This is a genomic window from Roseovarius sp. Pro17 (assembly GCF_035599575.1).
In the GTDB taxonomy this organism is placed as follows: Bacteria; Pseudomonadota; Alphaproteobacteria; order Rhodobacterales; family Rhodobacteraceae; genus Roseovarius.
Window position 1 is genome coordinate 2,241,547 of the sequence record NZ_CP141179.1, and the last position, 15,832, is coordinate 2,257,378.

General features: G+C 60.9%; 19 protein-coding genes. All 19 read right to left on the minus strand.

Annotated features, from left to right (window positions below):
- Nucleotides 1-4 precede the first annotated feature (4 nt).
- The 19 genes from U3654_RS10860 to U3654_RS10950 all read right to left on the minus strand — a co-directional run bounded on the left by U3654_RS10860 (nt 5) and on the right by U3654_RS10950 (nt 15,780).
- A complete protein-coding gene (locus U3654_RS10860) occupies nt 5-1,555 on the minus strand; it encodes an NADH-quinone oxidoreductase subunit M (protein ID WP_324751567.1) in 1,551 nt (516 codons plus the stop codon).
- Nucleotides 1,555-3,726: an NADH-quinone oxidoreductase subunit L gene (gene nuoL / locus U3654_RS10865; RefSeq protein WP_324751568.1), complete on the minus strand. Its 2,172-nt coding sequence runs from the start codon at nt 3,724-3,726 to the stop codon at nt 1,555-1,557. Before nuoL ends, U3654_RS10860 begins: the two co-directional genes overlap by 1 nt.
- A gap of 4 nt (nt 3,727-3,730) precedes the next feature.
- The gene (nuoK, locus tag U3654_RS10870; protein WP_324751569.1) at nt 3,731-4,036 is read right to left on the minus strand and encodes an NADH-quinone oxidoreductase subunit NuoK; all 306 of its coding nucleotides are present in this window, start codon (nt 4,034-4,036) and stop codon (nt 3,731-3,733) included.
- 204 nt (nt 4,037-4,240) lie between these two features.
- The gene (locus tag U3654_RS10875) at nt 4,241-4,849 is read right to left on the minus strand and encodes an NADH-quinone oxidoreductase subunit J (protein ID WP_324751570.1); all 609 of its coding nucleotides are present in this window, start codon (nt 4,847-4,849) and stop codon (nt 4,241-4,243) included.
- Nucleotides 4,846-5,259, minus strand: coding sequence for a carboxymuconolactone decarboxylase family protein (locus U3654_RS10880; RefSeq protein ID WP_324751571.1), 414 nt, complete (start codon nt 5,257-5,259; stop codon nt 4,846-4,848). The genes U3654_RS10875 and U3654_RS10880 overlap by 4 nt, the downstream gene beginning before the upstream one ends.
- The gene (locus U3654_RS10885; protein WP_324751572.1) at nt 5,256-5,639 is read right to left on the minus strand and encodes a carboxymuconolactone decarboxylase family protein; all 384 of its coding nucleotides are present in this window, start codon (nt 5,637-5,639) and stop codon (nt 5,256-5,258) included. Before U3654_RS10885 ends, U3654_RS10880 begins: the two co-directional genes overlap by 4 nt.
- Nucleotides 5,636-6,130: an NADH-quinone oxidoreductase subunit NuoI gene (gene nuoI, locus U3654_RS10890; RefSeq protein WP_324751573.1), complete on the minus strand. Its 495-nt coding sequence runs from the start codon at nt 6,128-6,130 to the stop codon at nt 5,636-5,638. The genes U3654_RS10885 and nuoI overlap by 4 nt, the downstream gene beginning before the upstream one ends.
- Before the next feature lie 4 nt (nt 6,131-6,134).
- Entirely contained in the window at nt 6,135-6,938 is an 804-nt protein-coding gene (locus tag U3654_RS10895; RefSeq protein WP_324751574.1) for a methyltransferase domain-containing protein, read from the minus strand.
- Nucleotides 6,939-6,942: 4 nt separating this feature from the next.
- The gene (nuoH, locus tag U3654_RS10900; RefSeq protein WP_324751575.1) at nt 6,943-7,980 is read right to left on the minus strand and encodes an NADH-quinone oxidoreductase subunit NuoH; all 1,038 of its coding nucleotides are present in this window, start codon (nt 7,978-7,980) and stop codon (nt 6,943-6,945) included.
- Between the two features lie 7 nt (nt 7,981-7,987).
- Nucleotides 7,988-8,386: a hypothetical protein gene (locus tag U3654_RS10905; protein WP_324755269.1), complete on the minus strand. Its 399-nt coding sequence runs from the start codon at nt 8,384-8,386 to the stop codon at nt 7,988-7,990.
- Nucleotides 8,386-8,775, minus strand: a complete 390-nt coding sequence (locus U3654_RS10910; protein WP_324751576.1) for a hypothetical protein — start codon at nt 8,773-8,775, stop codon at nt 8,386-8,388. The genes U3654_RS10905 and U3654_RS10910 overlap by 1 nt, the downstream gene beginning before the upstream one ends.
- 2 nt (nt 8,776-8,777) lie before the next feature.
- Nucleotides 8,778-10,796: an NADH-quinone oxidoreductase subunit NuoG gene (nuoG, locus tag U3654_RS10915; RefSeq protein WP_324751577.1), complete on the minus strand. Its 2,019-nt coding sequence runs from the start codon at nt 10,794-10,796 to the stop codon at nt 8,778-8,780.
- A gap of 5 nt (nt 10,797-10,801) precedes the next feature.
- Nucleotides 10,802-11,203 carry a DUF5333 domain-containing protein gene (locus U3654_RS10920; protein WP_324751578.1) on the minus strand — a complete coding sequence of 134 codons (402 nt, stop codon included), beginning with the start codon at nt 11,201-11,203 and terminating at the stop codon, nt 10,802-10,804.
- 124 nt (nt 11,204-11,327) lie between these two features.
- Nucleotides 11,328-11,666: a hypothetical protein gene (locus U3654_RS10925; RefSeq protein ID WP_324751579.1), complete on the minus strand. Its 339-nt coding sequence runs from the start codon at nt 11,664-11,666 to the stop codon at nt 11,328-11,330.
- A complete protein-coding gene (locus U3654_RS10930; protein WP_324751580.1) occupies nt 11,663-12,088 on the minus strand; it encodes an MAPEG family protein in 426 nt (141 codons plus the stop codon). Before U3654_RS10930 ends, U3654_RS10925 begins: the two co-directional genes overlap by 4 nt.
- 4 nt (nt 12,089-12,092) lie before the next feature.
- Nucleotides 12,093-13,388: an NADH-quinone oxidoreductase subunit NuoF gene (nuoF, locus tag U3654_RS10935; protein WP_324751581.1), complete on the minus strand. Its 1,296-nt coding sequence runs from the start codon at nt 13,386-13,388 to the stop codon at nt 12,093-12,095.
- A gap of 4 nt (nt 13,389-13,392) precedes the next feature.
- Nucleotides 13,393-13,617 carry a DUF5337 domain-containing protein gene (locus U3654_RS10940; protein ID WP_324751582.1) on the minus strand — a complete coding sequence of 75 codons (225 nt, stop codon included), beginning with the start codon at nt 13,615-13,617 and terminating at the stop codon, nt 13,393-13,395.
- A gap of 15 nt (nt 13,618-13,632) precedes the next feature.
- A complete protein-coding gene (locus tag U3654_RS10945) occupies nt 13,633-14,394 on the minus strand; it encodes an endonuclease (protein ID WP_324751583.1) in 762 nt (253 codons plus the stop codon).
- 39 nt (nt 14,395-14,433) lie between these two features.
- Complete coding sequence (locus U3654_RS10950; RefSeq protein ID WP_324751584.1) at nt 14,434-15,780, minus strand: NADH-quinone oxidoreductase subunit E; 1,347 nt, start codon at nt 15,778-15,780, stop codon at nt 14,434-14,436.
- Between the last annotated feature and the right edge of the window lie 52 nt (nt 15,781-15,832).

Consider the following 15,832-nt stretch of genomic DNA (forward strand, 5'->3'; position numbering starts at 1 on the left):
CTCCTCAATGCGCGGTTTCGGCGGTCTGGACGGCAGCACTGCCACCCTGCGCCAGCGCGGTGTCATAGTGTGAAATCAGCGCCTCGGTCGAGGGGCCGATAATGTCGGTCACCAACGACGGATAGACGCCCAATAGCAGCGTCATCACCACCAGCGGGGCAAAGATGGCCCGCTCGCGTCCGCTCATGTCGGTGATGGATTTGAGGCTTTCCTTGATCAGATCCCCCAGCACGACCCGGCGGTAGAGCCACAGCGCATAGGACGCCGACAGGATCACGCCGCTCGTGGCCACGACGGCGACCCAGGTATTAACCTTGAACACGCCAACGAGCGTCAGGAATTCCCCGATAAACCCGGATGTACCCGGCAGGCCGACATTCGCCATGGTAAAGAACAGAAAGATCAGCGCATAGGCCGGCATCCGGTTCACAAGGCCACCATACGCATCGATGTCGCGCGTGTGCATCCGGTCATAGATAACCCCGACGCAGAGGAAAAGCGCGCCCGAGATAAAGCCGTGGCTGAGCATCTGAAAAATCGCGCCGTCGATGCCCTGCTGGTTGGCGGCGAAAATGCCCATCGTGACATAGCCCATGTGCGCGACTGACGAGTAGGCGATCAGCTTTTTCATATCCGACTGCGCCAGCGCGACCAGTGAGGTATAGACAATGGCGATGGCCGACATCCACAACACCAGCGGAGTCATGACCTCGGCTCCGATCGGGAACATCGGTAGACTGAACCGCAGGAAGCCGTATCCACCCATCTTAAGCAGGATCGCGGCCAGTACGACCGATCCTGCCGTGGGCGCCTGAACATGCGCATCGGGCAGCCATGTATGCACCGGCCACATCGGCATTTTGACCGCAAAGCTGGCAAAGAACGCAAGGAACAGCAGCGTTTGCATACCGCCGGTGATGGTCAAGCCCAGCACTGTCAATGTCGAATGGTCGAACCCGTGGCGCATTAGGGTCGGGATGTCGGTCGTGCCTGCATCCGAGAACATCGCGACCATCGCGACCAACATCAGGACCGACCCGAGGAAGGTGTAGAGAAAGAACTTGAACGACGCGTAAATGCGCGCCTTGCCGCCCCAGATGCCGATGATCAGGAACATCGGGATCAATCCGGCCTCAAAGAAGACGTAGAACAGAACCAGATCCAGCGCCATGAACACGCCCAGCATCAGCGTTTCCAGGATGAGAAACGCGATCATGTATTCCTTGACGCGGCTTTTCACGCCCCACGACGCCGCGATCGTCAGCGGCATCATGAACGTGGTCAACAGCACGAACAGAACGCTGATCCCGTCGACGCCCATCTTGTACTTCAGGCCCAGCAGCCATTCGCGCTCTTCCACGAATTGAAAGCCGGTGTTGCCGGGATCGAAATCGAACAGAATGAACAGCGAGACGAGGAACGTCACGACCGTCGCCGCCAGCGCCACCCATTTGGCATTGCGCTGCGCCGCCTCATCCTCGCCGCGCAGGAAAATGGCGAGGATCGCCGCCGCGATGAGGGGGATGAACGTGGTGATCGACAGAACGTTTTCCATCAGTTTGCCCCTCCGGCCATAGTCATCCATGTGACGAGAACCGCGATCCCGATCACCATGGCGAAGGCATAGGTAAAGATGTAGCCAGACTGCGCGCGTCCTGCGAGCCGGGTAAAGAAGGGCACGATGCCCATCGCCACGCCGTTGATCAGGCCGTCGATCACTGACCCATCACCGCGCGTCCACAGAAAGCCGCCGAGGCGTTTGGCCGGGCGCACCAAGAGGACATCGTAGATTTCGTCGAAATACCACTTGTTCAGCAGGAAATTGTAGAGCGGACGCTGAGCGTCTGCGAACTTGCGCGGTGTGCCGGGGCTCCAGACGTAGAACCACAGGGCCGTCAGAAGGCCGAGCACCATGGCGACGAACGGGCTGACCTTGACCCAGACTGGCGCGTGATGCGCGTCGTCTATGACAGTGTTCCCGTCGCCCATGTAAATCGCGCCCTCGGGGGCCATGCCGGGCGTCGCCGCATGCTGCGCCTCGGCTGCTTCGGTCGTGTCTTGGCCGGTCTCAATGTCGGTGGTGACGGCATCGGCAGCGGCAGCGACATCGCCTTCGGCCAGATTTTCACCAGCTGCGACGACGCCTTCGCCGTGACTATCATCGCCAAGCCCGGCCTCGCTGGCCTCGGCCTGATGCGCGGGGATGCCGAAAAACTTGTTCACTTGCGCATGATCGCCGAAGAAGCTGCCATACCAGACCATACCCGCCAGCACCGATCCCAGCGCCAGGACTCCTAGGGGAACCAGCATGAACATGGAGGATTCATGTGCGTTCTGGTGCGTAGCCTTGTCACCGCGCGCAGTGCCAAAGAACGTCATGAACATCAGCCGCCAGCTGTAAAAGCTGGTCAGTGCCGCCGCGATCACCAGCATCCAGAAGGCATAGCCGCCTGCGGTTCCGGCCCATGCGCTCTCGATCACCGCGTCCTTGCTGAGGAACCCTGCAAATCCGATATGCGTCAGCGGGATGCCGACGCCCGTGATGGCCAGCGTGCCGATCATCATCGCCCAAAAGGTGTAGGGCATTTTTTTACGCAAGCCGCCATAGTTGCGCATGTCCTGCTCGTGATGCATCCCCGTGATGACCGAGCCCGCGCCAAGGAACAGCATCGCTTTGAAAAACGCGTGTGTCAGCAGGTGGAACATCGCCACCGAATAGGCGCCGACGCCTGCGGCGACGAACATGTAGCCCAGCTGTGACATGGTGGAATAAGCAATGACGCGCTTGATGTCGTTCTGCACGAGGCCGATGGTCGCGGCGACAAACGCCGTGGTTGCGCCGATAAAGACGACAAACAGCAACGCCTCGGGCGCGTATTCCATCAGCGGCGACATGCGGCAGACGAGGAACACACCAGCGGTGACCATCGTCGCCGCGTGGATCAGGGCCGACACCGGGGTCGGGCCTTCCATCGCGTCGGGCAGCCATGTGTGCAGACCCAGCTGTGCGGATTTGCCCATCGCGCCGATAAACAGGAGGAAGGCGATCAGGTTCGCCGCGTTCCAGTCGGCCCACAAGAATCGCAGGTTCGTTTCGGCCAGCATGGGACCAGAGGCAAAGATATCCTCAAAGAGGAGGCTGTCGGTCAGCATGAAAATCGCAAAAATGCCAAGGAGAAACCCGAAATCGCCGATGCGGTTGACCACAAAGGCCTTGATCGCGGCGGCGTTGGCCGATGGCTTGCGATAGTAAAAGCCAATCAGCAGATATGAGGCGAGTCCAACGCCCTCCCAGCCAAAGAAGAGCTGTAGGATGTTGTCCGCCGTCACCAGAGCCAGCATCGCGAAGGTAAAGAGCGACAGGTAAGCAAAGAAGCGGGGGCGATAGCTGGCACCCTCTTCGAAATTATGGTCATGGGCCATGTAGCCCATCGAATAGAGGTGAACCAGCGCCGACACGGTCGTCACCACGATCAGCATGATCGCCGTCAGCCGGTCAAGGCGGATGGACCAGCTTGCGTTCAGATGACCCGATTGCACCCAGTCCATGATGTGGATCTGCTGCATGGTGCCGTCATGGCCGATAAACACGACCCAGCTGAGCAGACAGGCGAGAAACAGCAGCGCGGTCGTGATGACCTGCGCGCCCTTGTCGCCGATAATCCGCCAGCCAAAGCCCGCGATGATGGCGCCCACCAACGGGGCAAGGAGGATAATCTTTTCCATGGCGTCAGCCCTTCATCACGTTGACGTCTTCGACCGCGATGGTCCCGCGGTTGCGGAAGAAGCAGACGAGGATCGCAAGGCCGATAGCGGCCTCGGCGGCGGCGACGGTCAGCACAAGCAGAGTGAAAATCTGCCCGGTCAGATCGTTCGCAAAGCTGGAAAAGGCGACAAGATTGATGTTGACCGCCAGCAGCATCAGCTCAATCGACATGAGCAGAATGATCACGTTCTTGCGGTTCAGGAATAGCCCGAAAATGCCGATGACAAACAGCGTCGCCGCCACCGTCAGGTAATGTTCAATTCCGATCATGTCTGTCCCTCAGTCTTTCTTGTCTGGCGCCGTGTGCCCGGCGTCCTTGCGGATCGCTCAGCCAAAAAGCGTGTAGCCACCGCCAAAGAGAATAATCAGCACGACTATCAGAACCACGATTGTATTCGTCGACATAAGCCCGTTCCTTTGGTTTTGCGCGAGGTCCATATTGGCCCGCATTTCATTTATTCTCAGGGGGGGGCCTTACAGGCCCTGCCCCGGCTTGACGTCCTTCAGCTCCATCGCCTTGGCCGGATCACGCCACATCTGGTGCAGCACGTTCTGGCGCTTGACGTCGACGCGGTGGCGCAATGTTAGGACAATTGCGCCGATCATTGCGACCAGCAGGATCAGACCCGCCAACTGGAACAGCAGGAAGTATTTGTCATATAGCAACAGACCCAGCGCCTCGGTGTTCTGCACGCCGACCGGCGCAGCCGCCGCGACGGCGGCCTCGGCGCCAGCGCTCGTTTCCCACGCGCCAAATGCGATGCCGAACTGCATCAGCAGGATCACCGCGATCAGCAGGGCCAGCGGCATGTACCGCGCCATCTCGGCCTTCAGCTCGGCGAAGTCGACGTCCAGCATCATGACGACAAAGAGAAACAGGACCGCGACCGCGCCGACATAGACGATGACCAGCAACATGGCGACAAACTCGGCGCCCAGCAGCACGAAAAGGCCCGCCGCGCTGATGAACGACAGGATCAGCCACAGCACCGAATGCACGGGATTGCGGCTGATGACGGTGAACAGGCCACCGATCAGCGTCGATAGTGCAAAGAGATAGAACGCAAGAACCATAGCGGTCATGTGTCTTTTCCTTCTTCGGTTTCCCCGCCCATCACTTCGCGCGCAAGTTCCATCGCGCGGGTCGTGGCCGGAACGCCGGCGAACATCGCCATGCTTGCGATAGTCTCGGCAATCTCGGCGTCGGTGGCGCCGGCCTCGCGGGCGTGGCGCACAGTCATGCGCACCGCCGTGTCGGCCTGCGCGCCCTGCATCGTCAGCCCTGCCAGCGTCAGCAATAGCCGCGTCTTGGCATCAAGCCCATCGGGGTTCAAGCCCTTGCCGAAGGCCATCTCCATGATATCCTTTGGCATCGTCTGCCACATCGCCTCAAACGCCTTGGGCGAAAACGCATCCATGCCGGGGGCCATGGATTTCGCCATGTCCTGCATCTGCTTCATCATCTGCTCGAAGGGGTTGGTTGGATTGCTCATTTTACTTCTGCCTCGACTACTTCGAGTGCTGCGTTCAACGCATTTATCATGGCCGGAAACCCGCCATATAGCGCCATCTGGTTTATGACCTCCGCCACTTCCCGCTGCGTGGCACCCGATCGCAAAGCATTGCGAATATGCACTTTTAGTTGCGGGCCCGTCTGCCCACCCAATGCGGCCAACGCGGCGACCGTCGCCAGATAACGGGTTTTGTCGTCCAATCCGTCGCGCGTGTAGAAATGCCCGAAAGCGACGTCCATCATCATGGTCGAGAATCCCGGCAGGATCGCGTCATAGCGCGCCGCCAAGGCATCCTCGATTCCGGGGTTGGTCGCTTCGGCCATGGCCTTGCCACGGGTATATGTATCGGACTCACTCATCGGTAGGGTGCATCCAGTTCGAGGTTGCGGGCAATCTCGGCCTCCCAGCGGTCGCCGTTCTCCAGCAGCTTGTCCTTGTCATAGAACAGCTCTTCGCGGGTTTCGGTCGAGAATTCGAAATTCGGCCCCTCGACGATGGCATCAACCGGGCACGCCTCTTGGCAGAAGCCGCAATAGATGCATTTCGTCATGTCGATGTCGTAGCGCGTGGTGCGGCGGCTGCCGTCATCGCGCGGCTCGGCGTCGATGGTGATGGCCTGCGCGGGGCAGATCGCTTCGCAGAGTTTGCACGCGATGCAACGCTCTTCGCCGTTGGGATAGCGGCGCAGCGCATGTTCGCCCCGGAAACGGGGGGACAGATAGCCCTTTTCATGCGGATAGTTCAGCGTCGCCTTGGGGGCGAAGAAATACTTAAATCCCACCTTGAAGGCTAGAATGTAGTCGCCCAGCAGGAAATACCAGGCGGCGCGTCCGTAATCTGTGGTCGCCATTGCGTCAGCTCCTTGCATCCGTGGTGGTCAAAATCTCGCCGCTCTGAGTCTTGCCGTCCAGCCGGGTCTTACCGGCATTCGCGGCGCCATTCCAGCGGGTCTCGTAATCGCTTTGCAGTGCGAAATCGGGCAGGTGCGAGTCTTCGGTTTTTTCGATCTCGTAATAGAGGTATGTCCGCCCCGGTCCAATCTGGTTTTTCAGGCGTAAACGAACGCCTGAAAGGGCGGGATCCTGAAATTCCACATGCCCGAAATCATCGTTCGGCTCGACCGGGATTGCGCGACAGTCAATGACGTTGCAGTTGCATGCCCTCTTCCAGAAGGTCCAGACCAGCTCGGGGTTGAATTGATACATGCCATGGCCATACCAGCCGTTCAGCCCGTTGGCCGAAATCAGCCTGCCGCCGGGTTTGAGCATGCGAAATAGCCCCTCCAGCGCCATCGGCACGTTGAATACATGTTCGACCGTGCCGCCGTCGAAAATCAGATCGAACTTGTTCTCAAGGCTCTTCTTGGGCTTCTTGTTCAGGTCGTGCAGGACGCTCGCGCCCTCGTAATCGGAAAAATCCATCGTCTCGACATCGCCGAATCCCAGCTTGGACAGCAGGGTTTCGGCATAGCCATCCTCTTGGAGGAAATCGAACCGGCGCGCGGCAATTCCGTGCTGCTCCAGCGACTTCTCGTAGAGGGCGCGAAACTTGGTCTGAATGGGAAACTTCTGACGTCCCAGCATGAGCGAGCGCCCCGCCGGTTTGAACCGGGTGGACAGCTCGACAAGCCGATCAAACAGGACGTAGTCGATTCCCAATGCTCTAGCCCCCCATCGCAAAGCGCGCCCAGAACGCGCCCAGCACTTCGAACTTGGCGAGGAAGGCGATGATCACAACCCATGCCAACGACAGCGGCAGGAACACTTTCCAGCCGATGCGCATCAGCTGATCATAGCGGTAGCGCGGCGTGATCGCCTTGACCATGGCGAAGAGGAAGAAGAAGAACGCCATCTTGCCGACCATCCACAGCACGCCATCGGGCAGGCCCGGAATGGGCGACAGCCAACCGCCGAAGAACAGCAGCGACGTCAGCGCGCACATGAGGAAAATCGCGATATATTCGCCCGCCATAAAGAGCAGGAACAGCGTCGCGGAGTATTCGACCTGATAGCCTGCGACCAGTTCAGACTCGGCTTCGGGCAGATCGAAGGGCGGGCGGTTCGTCTCGGCGAGGCAAGAGATAAAAAACAGGAAAACCATCGGGAAATGCGGCAACCAATACCAGCCGAAGAAGCCGTATTTGGTATCCTGCGCACCGACGATATCGCCGAAATTAAGGCTGCCGGTGGAGATGATGATACCGATGATGATCAGGCCAAGGCTGACCTCGTAAGAGATCATCTGCGCGGCCGAACGCAGCGAGCCGAGGAACGCGTATTTCGAGTTCGACGCCCAGCCACCCATGATAACGCCGTAAACCTCAAGCGACGATACCGCCAAGACATAGAGGATCGCCACGTTGATATCCGACAAGACCCAGCCATCGGCCATCGGGATTACCGACCACGCAATGACAGCCAGCACGAAGCTGACCAGCGGGGCCAAAATGAACACCGCCTTATCCGACCCGGCGGGAATCACGATCTCTTTCAGCACGTATTTCAGCGCGTCGGCTACCGATTGCAGCAGGCCGAAAACGCCCACCACGTTAGGGCCGCGCCGCATCTGCACGGCGGCCCAGATTTTCCGGTCGCCATAGACGAGGAACAATAGCGAGACCATCACAAAGCCCAGCATCGCCAGACATTGCGCAAAGATCAGAAGGACAGTTCCGAAAGGGGTGGTAAAGAATTCAGCCATCAGGTCCTCATACCATCGGTATTCCGTTTTCCGCGCAGTCAGCGGCGACGACTTCGGCGTCGATTGTCTTTAGCCCGCGCGGCAGGGCAGGCGAGATCGTATAAACCGCATCGGCGCGCCAGATGCCACCCTCATCCGCGATATTCGTGCGCACGTGGCGCGCGAACCCGTATCCCCGGATCAAGGCGTACTGCGCCGCAGCGCATTCCGCATAGCGCGCCACATCGTCGCTACCGCGTGCGCCACGCATGGCGACGTGGAAGTTAACAAGGTCGCCGTCCAGAAGGTCGGTCTTGATCCCTTGATACTCGGGTGCGAACGCCGTCTCGGCATCATTGACCGCCTCGTCGCAGCCCGAAACCACCCCCGCAATCGCGAGGGCCGCAATGGGTGCACAGCGGTGCATCATGCACATCCCGGTGTCGGCTTGCGATATCCGCTGACGACCCAATCATTGCCACGCTTATCGCTGATCAGCGTGTAACGGCATGTCTTGGAGTAAGGGACGTAGGACGTGTTGACGGTCGTGATTCCACCGCCCCATCGACCCCTGCCGATCCCGATGCCCACCCCGATAGTGGGCTGGGGCGCAGGGCGAAAGCTGTCCTTCCTGATTTCCCACTGATAGGCGCGGCGCCCATCCGTCAACAGGAACACGTCGTCAGGAGGCCCGTAATCCAGCATCGCCTCCGAGATCGAGCGGCCGACATAGCCCTCCATCTCGCTGGTCGTGGCGCAGCCCGCGAGGATCAGCGCCGCGAGGGCGAGGGCCGAGATATGTCGCATCGTGCGCATGATCATTCCGCAGCCATCTTGGGCGCGCGGCGCGCTTTGGCATTGGCGCTTAGCTCGGCCATCACTTGGCTAGCGCGCGCGATCGGGTTGGTCAGGTAGTGATCCTTGATCGCGCTTCGGAACGCGGCCTTGCCCAGTGCTGTGACGTCCAGCGGCTGCCATTCATTCTGTGGCACCTGATCGATTCCGGCCAGATGCGGCACTTTGGCGATCAGTGCCTTGCGCAGTTGCGGCAGGCTATCAAATGGCAAGGTTGCGTCCATCTCACCCGACAGCGCGCGCAGGATCGCCCAGTTTTCCTTGGCCTCGCCGGGCGCAAAGCTGGCGCGCAGGGCCAACTGGGGCCGCCCCTCGGTGTTGACGAACAGGCCCTGCTCTTCGGTATAGGCGGCACCCGGCAGGATCACGTCGGCGCGGTGCGCGCCCCGGTCGCCATGGCTGCCCTGATAGATCACGAAGGGGCCTGCCGCGATCTCGGTCTCGTCCGAACCGAGGTTGTAGATCACTTCGGCACCGTCCAGCGCAGCGTTCAGCCCACCCTCGGTCGTGCAGCCCGCATCCATCGCGCCGACACGGCCAGCCGCCGTGTGCAACACCAGCAGCTTGCCGCCGGATTTGTCACAGATCGCCTGCGCCATAGCCAGCACAGCCTCGCCATCGGCCTCGGAAATAGCCCCCTGCCCGACGATCACGATACAGTTCTTGCCCTTCAGCTCGGTCATATCCAGATCCGCCACATGCGCCAGCGCCGCACGGTCCGCGCCCATATGCTCGTAGTCATACGTCAGATCGACCTTCTCGCCGACCAGCACCACATCCGCGCCACGCAGCCATGCCTTGCGGATACGCGCATTCAAAACCGGCGCCTCGACGGCAGGATTCGTGCCAATGAGCAGCACCTTGTCGGCGGCGTCGATCTCCTCGACCCGCGCGGTCCCGACATAGCCCGAGCGATTGCCGGCGGGCAGCTTGGCGCCGTCGGTGCGGCACTCGACATGGCCGCCCTGCCCCTCGATCAGCTGTTTCAGCGCAAATGCAGCCTCGACCGGCACCAGATCACCGACCAGACCGGTGACCTTCTTGCCGTTCATGGCAGCCGCAGCAACGCTCAGTGCCTCGGGCCAAGTGGCTGCACGCAGCTTGCCGTTTTCGCGGATGTAGGGTTTATCCAGACGCTGGCGACGCAGGCCGTCCCATACGAAACGGGTCTTGTCCGCGATCCATTCCTCGTTCACGCCGTCATGGTTGCGCGGCAGCATCCGCATGACTTCGCGGCCCTTGGTATCGACCCGGATATTACTGCCGAGCGCGTCCATCACGTCAATGGACTCGGTCTTGGTCAGCTCCCATGGGCGGGCGGTAAAGGCGTATGGCTTGTTGACCAGCGCGCCGACGGGACAGAGGTCAATGATGTTGCCCTGCAAATTGCTGTCCAGCGTTTCGCCCAGATAGGACGTGATCTCGGCATCCTCGCCCCGGCCGGTCTGGCCCATCTGGCTGATGCCTGCGACCTCGGTGGTAAAGCGCACGCAGCGGGTGCAGGAAATGCATCGCGTCATGTGCGTTTCCACCAGCGGACCCAGATCTAGGTCCTCGGTCGCGCGCTTGGGCTCGCGAAAGCGCGAGAAATCAACGCCATAGGCCATCGCCTGATCCTGCAAGTCACACTCGCCGCCCTGATCGCAGATCGGGCAATCGAGCGGGTGATTGATCAGCAGGAATTCCATCACACCCTCGCGGGCTTTCTTGACCATCGGCGAGTTGGTTTTAACCATCGGCGCTTCGCCATCCTTGCCGGGGCGCAGATCGCGCACCTGCATGGCGCAGCTGGCCGCAGGTTTCGGCGGGCCGCCGACGACCTCCACAAGGCACATGCGGCAGTTACCAGCGATCGACAAACGCTCGTGATAGCAAAAACGCGGGATTTCCACGCCAGCAATCTCACACGCCTGGATCAGGGTCATCGCCCCGTCCACTTCGATCTCGGTTCCGTCGATGTTCACTTTGCGAAGGTTCGTCATGGTGTTCACTTTGCTTTCAGGAATGAGCCTATGCGGCTGCGGTTCTTGATCTCGTCCCGGCCTAATCGACACAGGCTGGCGGCGTCCAGATTGCTGGCGCCTTTCGATTTGAAATAGGCGTTGCGGCGCTCGCGCATCTTGGCCTTCTCGGCGCTGTCGTTCACATAGGCCTCAATCTGCGCATCGCTGTAGCCGCGCTTGGCTGCGAGGTCCTTGAGCTGGTTGGCATAGCTGCGCGCGGCCCAGAAGCGTCCCGACAGATCGCCGCACTCGCGGCGAATCTTGTCTGCGGCGGCAACAGCCAGAAGGCCGGCGTTGATATCCTTTTCCCCGGCCAGATCGGCGCGGGCGGCACCTGCCGTCCCCGCGAGGGAAAGCGCGATGAGCGTGGTCAAAATCAGGCGCATGGTGTCACTCCTTTCATGCGTGTGGGGCGAGGTGCAACTGCACGCTCACTTAACACGCAAGTGGAGATCAGGGTGGCCGTTATGCAATAACATACGCAGAACGCCGCCGAAATCATCGCGAGACTTACCATATCACACAGTTCCCGCGCAAAATCAGCTTGCCATCATCAATCACTGCTGCGCCGGCGTCGGGATCGTAGCCCGCTAGCCAGGTGATGTCGCTGTCGCCGAAGGTTTCGACGCAATGGCGCGTCGCCTCAAAGCGGCCTGCCTCGCGCGCGCCGGCAATGCCTTGGCCGGGATCGCTCACGGCGACCACGAAATTCTCGCGCCGCTCTCCTACCTTGCTCAGCTGGGCAGGAAAGTAATTACCGTCAAAGCGCACCCGTTCACCCGGTTTACCACACGCGGACAGGGCAACCGCCGCCGCCAAAAGCGTGCCTGTCATCCTTAATACACTCATACCGCACCTCCGAACGCTGCCACGATGGCAAAAATAGCCAGCAGGATGCACATCACCCAGCCCAACACATAAACGATAGACCGCGCGCCCATATGCGGCTTGCCGCCACGCAAATGAATCACCAGCATCACCAGCCGCGCGACAAGGAAAACCGTTGCAAAGAGGTTCACCCAGAACGGCGCGGCCCCCGCGAGTATCGCCGCAAGCGTGACCAGCGCGAAACTGCCGGTCGCCTCGGTGAGGTTGGCGTAGGCGCGATGCCAGCGGTAAGTCGCATCGGCATAGTCCTCGGGCGGGGTCGCGCCCGGTGCCAGCCCGGCGGCCTGCTTGCGCATTGCCGACATTGGGCTGAGGATCAGCGCCAGAAGCCCGATCAGCGCCATTGCGGAAATCGCGTGGCCATATTCTGCAAATTGAATCAAACTGCTACTCCGCCGCCACAGGGCGCACTGTCGTGCCACGCTTGTGCTTGATGCGGTCTTCGATCTCGTCGCGGAAGTTGCGGATGAGGCCCTGAATGGGCCACGCCGCCGCATCCCCCAGCGCGCAGATCGTGTGGCCCTCGACCTGCTTGGTCACGTCCAGCAGCATATCAATTTCCTCGGGTTCGGCGTTGCCGGTGACGAGTCGGTCCATCACGCGCATCATCCAGCCGGTGCCTTCGCGGCACGGCGTGCACTGGCCGCAGGATTCGTGCTTGTAGAACTTTGACAGCCGCCAGATCGCCTTGATGATGTCGGTCGACTGATCCATCACGATCACGGCAGCAGTGCCGAGACCGCTGCGCTGATCGCGCAGATAGTCGAAATCCATGATCGCCTCGCGCATATTCTCGCCCCGGATCAGCGGCACGGAACTGCCACCGGGGATAACGGCCTTGAGGTTGTCCCAGCCGCCGCGAATACCGCCGCAATGCTTTTCGATCAGCTCTTCGAAATTGACGCTCATCGCTTCTTCGACAACGCAGGGGTTGTTGACGTGGCCCGAGATCGCGAACAGCTTGGTGCCGGAATTGTTCGGACGGCCAAAGCTGGAAAACCACTCTGGCCCGCGCCGCAGGATCGTCGGCACGACCGCGATGGATTCCACGTTGTTGACAGTGGTTGGGCAGCCATAAAGACCCGCCCCCGCCGGGAATGGCGGCTTCATGCGCGGCATCCCCTTTTTGCCCTCAAGCGATTCCAGCAGCGCGGTTTCTTCGCCGCAGATGTAGGCGCCGGCGCCGTGCGTCAGGTAGAGGTCGAAATCATAGCCCGACTTGCAGGCGTTCCTGCCGATCAGCCCGGCATCGTAGCATTCGTCGATCGCAGCCTGAAGCGCCTCGCGCTCGCGGATATATTCGCCGCGAATATAGATGTAGCAGGCATGGGCTTGCATGGCGTAGCTGGCGATCAGGCAGCCCTCGATCAAGGTGTGCGGATCATGGCGCATGATCTCGCGGTCCTTGCAGGTGCCCGGCTCAGACTCGTCGGCGTTGACCACCAGATAAGAGGGGCGGCCATCCGATTCCTTGGGCATGAAGGACCACTTGAGGCCGGTGGGAAAGCCCGCACCGCCACGTCCGCGCAGGCCACTGGCCTTCATCTGCTCGACGATCCAGTCGCGCCCGTTTTGCATAATCTTGGCCGTGCCGTCCCAATGGCCACGCGCCTGCGCGCCCTTCAGCGTGCGGTCGTGCATCCCGTAAAGGTTGGTAAAAATACGGTCCTGGTCTTTCAGCATTGCGTCAACGCCCCTGATTGTCCCGGCGCGCACGCCAGATATTGTAGATCATCCAAAACGCCCAGAGGAATCCCCCGAGGGCCATCAGATCGAGCGCAATCCGCGTAGACGGACTAAGCTCCAACTTATCGCCAAGATAGGACGCCGCCACCCAGAGGATGGCGGTGCCCGCAATCACCAGCGCGGCGCGGCGCCCTGCCTGAGCCTGAGTGCGTTCTGTATCGCTCATGCCACTGCAGTCCTATTATTTCCCGCCCTTCGAGGCACGGGTCGAAAATTCGGTCGACCCGCCGCGTGCAAGCGTTGCGGCCTGCCCGGTCCAGTCGTCGCGGGTGGCACGGCCCTTGAAGCCCTGAAGGTTCTCATCAACCCACGCGACCTCGCTATCTGTCCAGTTCGCGATCTGATCGAAATGGTAAAACCCCATCCCGTTAAGCATCTTCTCCAGCTTGGGTCCGACGCCCTTGATCAACTTCAAATCATCCGCTCCACCCGGGCGCGGCGCGCTGAGGGAGCTTGGCTTTTTGTCTGTGGCAGATGCGGCGCTGGCAGCGGGGCTAGCGCTGGCGGCAGAGGCGGCCGGGGCGCTCTTGGCCTTGGCCGGTTTCACCTTGTCCACCTTGTCCACCTTCGGCTTCTTCGCCTCAGTGGCTACGGGGTGCGCTTGCGGTGCAGGCTCGGCCGGTGTTTGCATCGGCGGCGGTGTCGCTGCTGCAGCGGCTGCCGCAGAGGCAGGCGCGCCGCCCGGCAGAGGTGCAGGCGAATCGCCCGCGACATGGCTGGAGGGCGTGCTGGTCGCCGTCATCGGGCGGTCTGACCGGCCGCCGGTGCAGACCAATTGCGGTAGCACAAAGCCGAGGACCAGGAACACGATCACCCCCAGCAACAGCGCCCAGAGAAAGAACCAATCCGCCACGATCAGCACGATCGCCAGCAACAGGCCCAGCCCTACGGCGACATACCAGCAGGTGCTGGCACATTTCTTGGCAGAAGAATCGGTCATCATCTCACGTCCCCTTCATTTTCGGGCGCGTAGGCCCAAGATTCAGTCGTAAACATCGCCCTTCTTAACGCGTTTGGCAAAGTCCGTCTCGCTTCCAGACGCCAGCGTGCCCGCTTGCCGGACCCACTCATCGCGCGTGGCGCGACCCTTGAAGCCTTCAAGATGCGCGTCCACCCATGCAATCTCATCGCCGGTCCAGGCCGCGATTTGGTCGAAATGGTAGATGCCAAGGCTGTTCAGCAGCTTCTCCAGCTTGGGCCCGACGCCCTTGATCATCTTCAGATTGTCGGCCCCGCCATCGCGCGCAGCATCCAGTGCGACCGGTTTGCGCCCTTCGTCGGACGCGGCCGCATCGGTTGCAACAGCCTTGTCCTCATCACCAGCCTTGCCCTGACTAGCCTTGTCCTGGCCAGCCTTGCTTGTGCGGGGCACGCCTGTCGGATCGCCCTCGACCTGAGGCGCCTTGGACGATGCCTTGGACGTCTTGGCGATGCTCGCCGGGTTGTCCGGACCGGGCTCGCCAGCGGGAGCGTTGGTGTTGTCGATCTTTGGCTTGGCCTTGGACGTTGCCGCATCACCCTTGGCCGCCTTGGCCGGGGCGATACGGCCGGTCTCCTTGACGATATCCAACGGCGCATCCAGCACTTTGACGTTCGGCTTGGCAGGTTGGTGCATCGCACCCTTGTCCTGCCACGGCGACAACAGCGGCACTTCGGTGCCGTCGATCCGCTTGACGGTCTCGCCCAGATCGGCGGCCAACTGTGCGGAGGCGTTGTATTTCTTGTGACCGCTGTCGAATTCCTTGAGGCTGGTCAGACCGCTCGCCGGTTCCGAGGCAAAGCGTCCGTTCTGCGGGCCGGGTGTGGGCACGCTGCCTGCCGCCAGCTCGTCGATGATCTCGCCCAGCCGTTCAGCGGTCAGATCCTCGTAATAATCCTTGCCGATCATCGCCATCGGCGCGTTCGCGCAGGCGCCCTGACATTCGACCTCTTCCCAGCTGAACTTGCCATCGGCGCTGACCGTGTGGGGCTTGTCGGCGATCTTTTCACGGCAAACAGCCATAAGATCTTCGGCCCCGCAGATCATGCAGGACGTCGTGCCGCAGACTTGAATGTTTGCAATACTTCCAACAGGTTGCAACTGGAACTGAAAGTAAAATGACGCCACTTCCAGTGCGCGCATGTAGGCCATACCCAGCATGTCGGCAATGCCCTCGATAGCGGGACGGGTCAACCAGCCTTCTTGCTCGTGGGCGCGCCACATCAGCGGAATGATCGCGCTGGCCTGACGACCCTCGGGAAACTTGGTAATCTGCGCCTCGGCCCACGCCTGATTGGCAGGTGTGAAGGCGAAGCTGTCGGGCTGTTCAGGGTGGAGGCGACGTAGCATCAGGCGCTCTCTTTCGTGCGTAACTTAAAGGTGGTCAGCGCGGCGGCGCGGA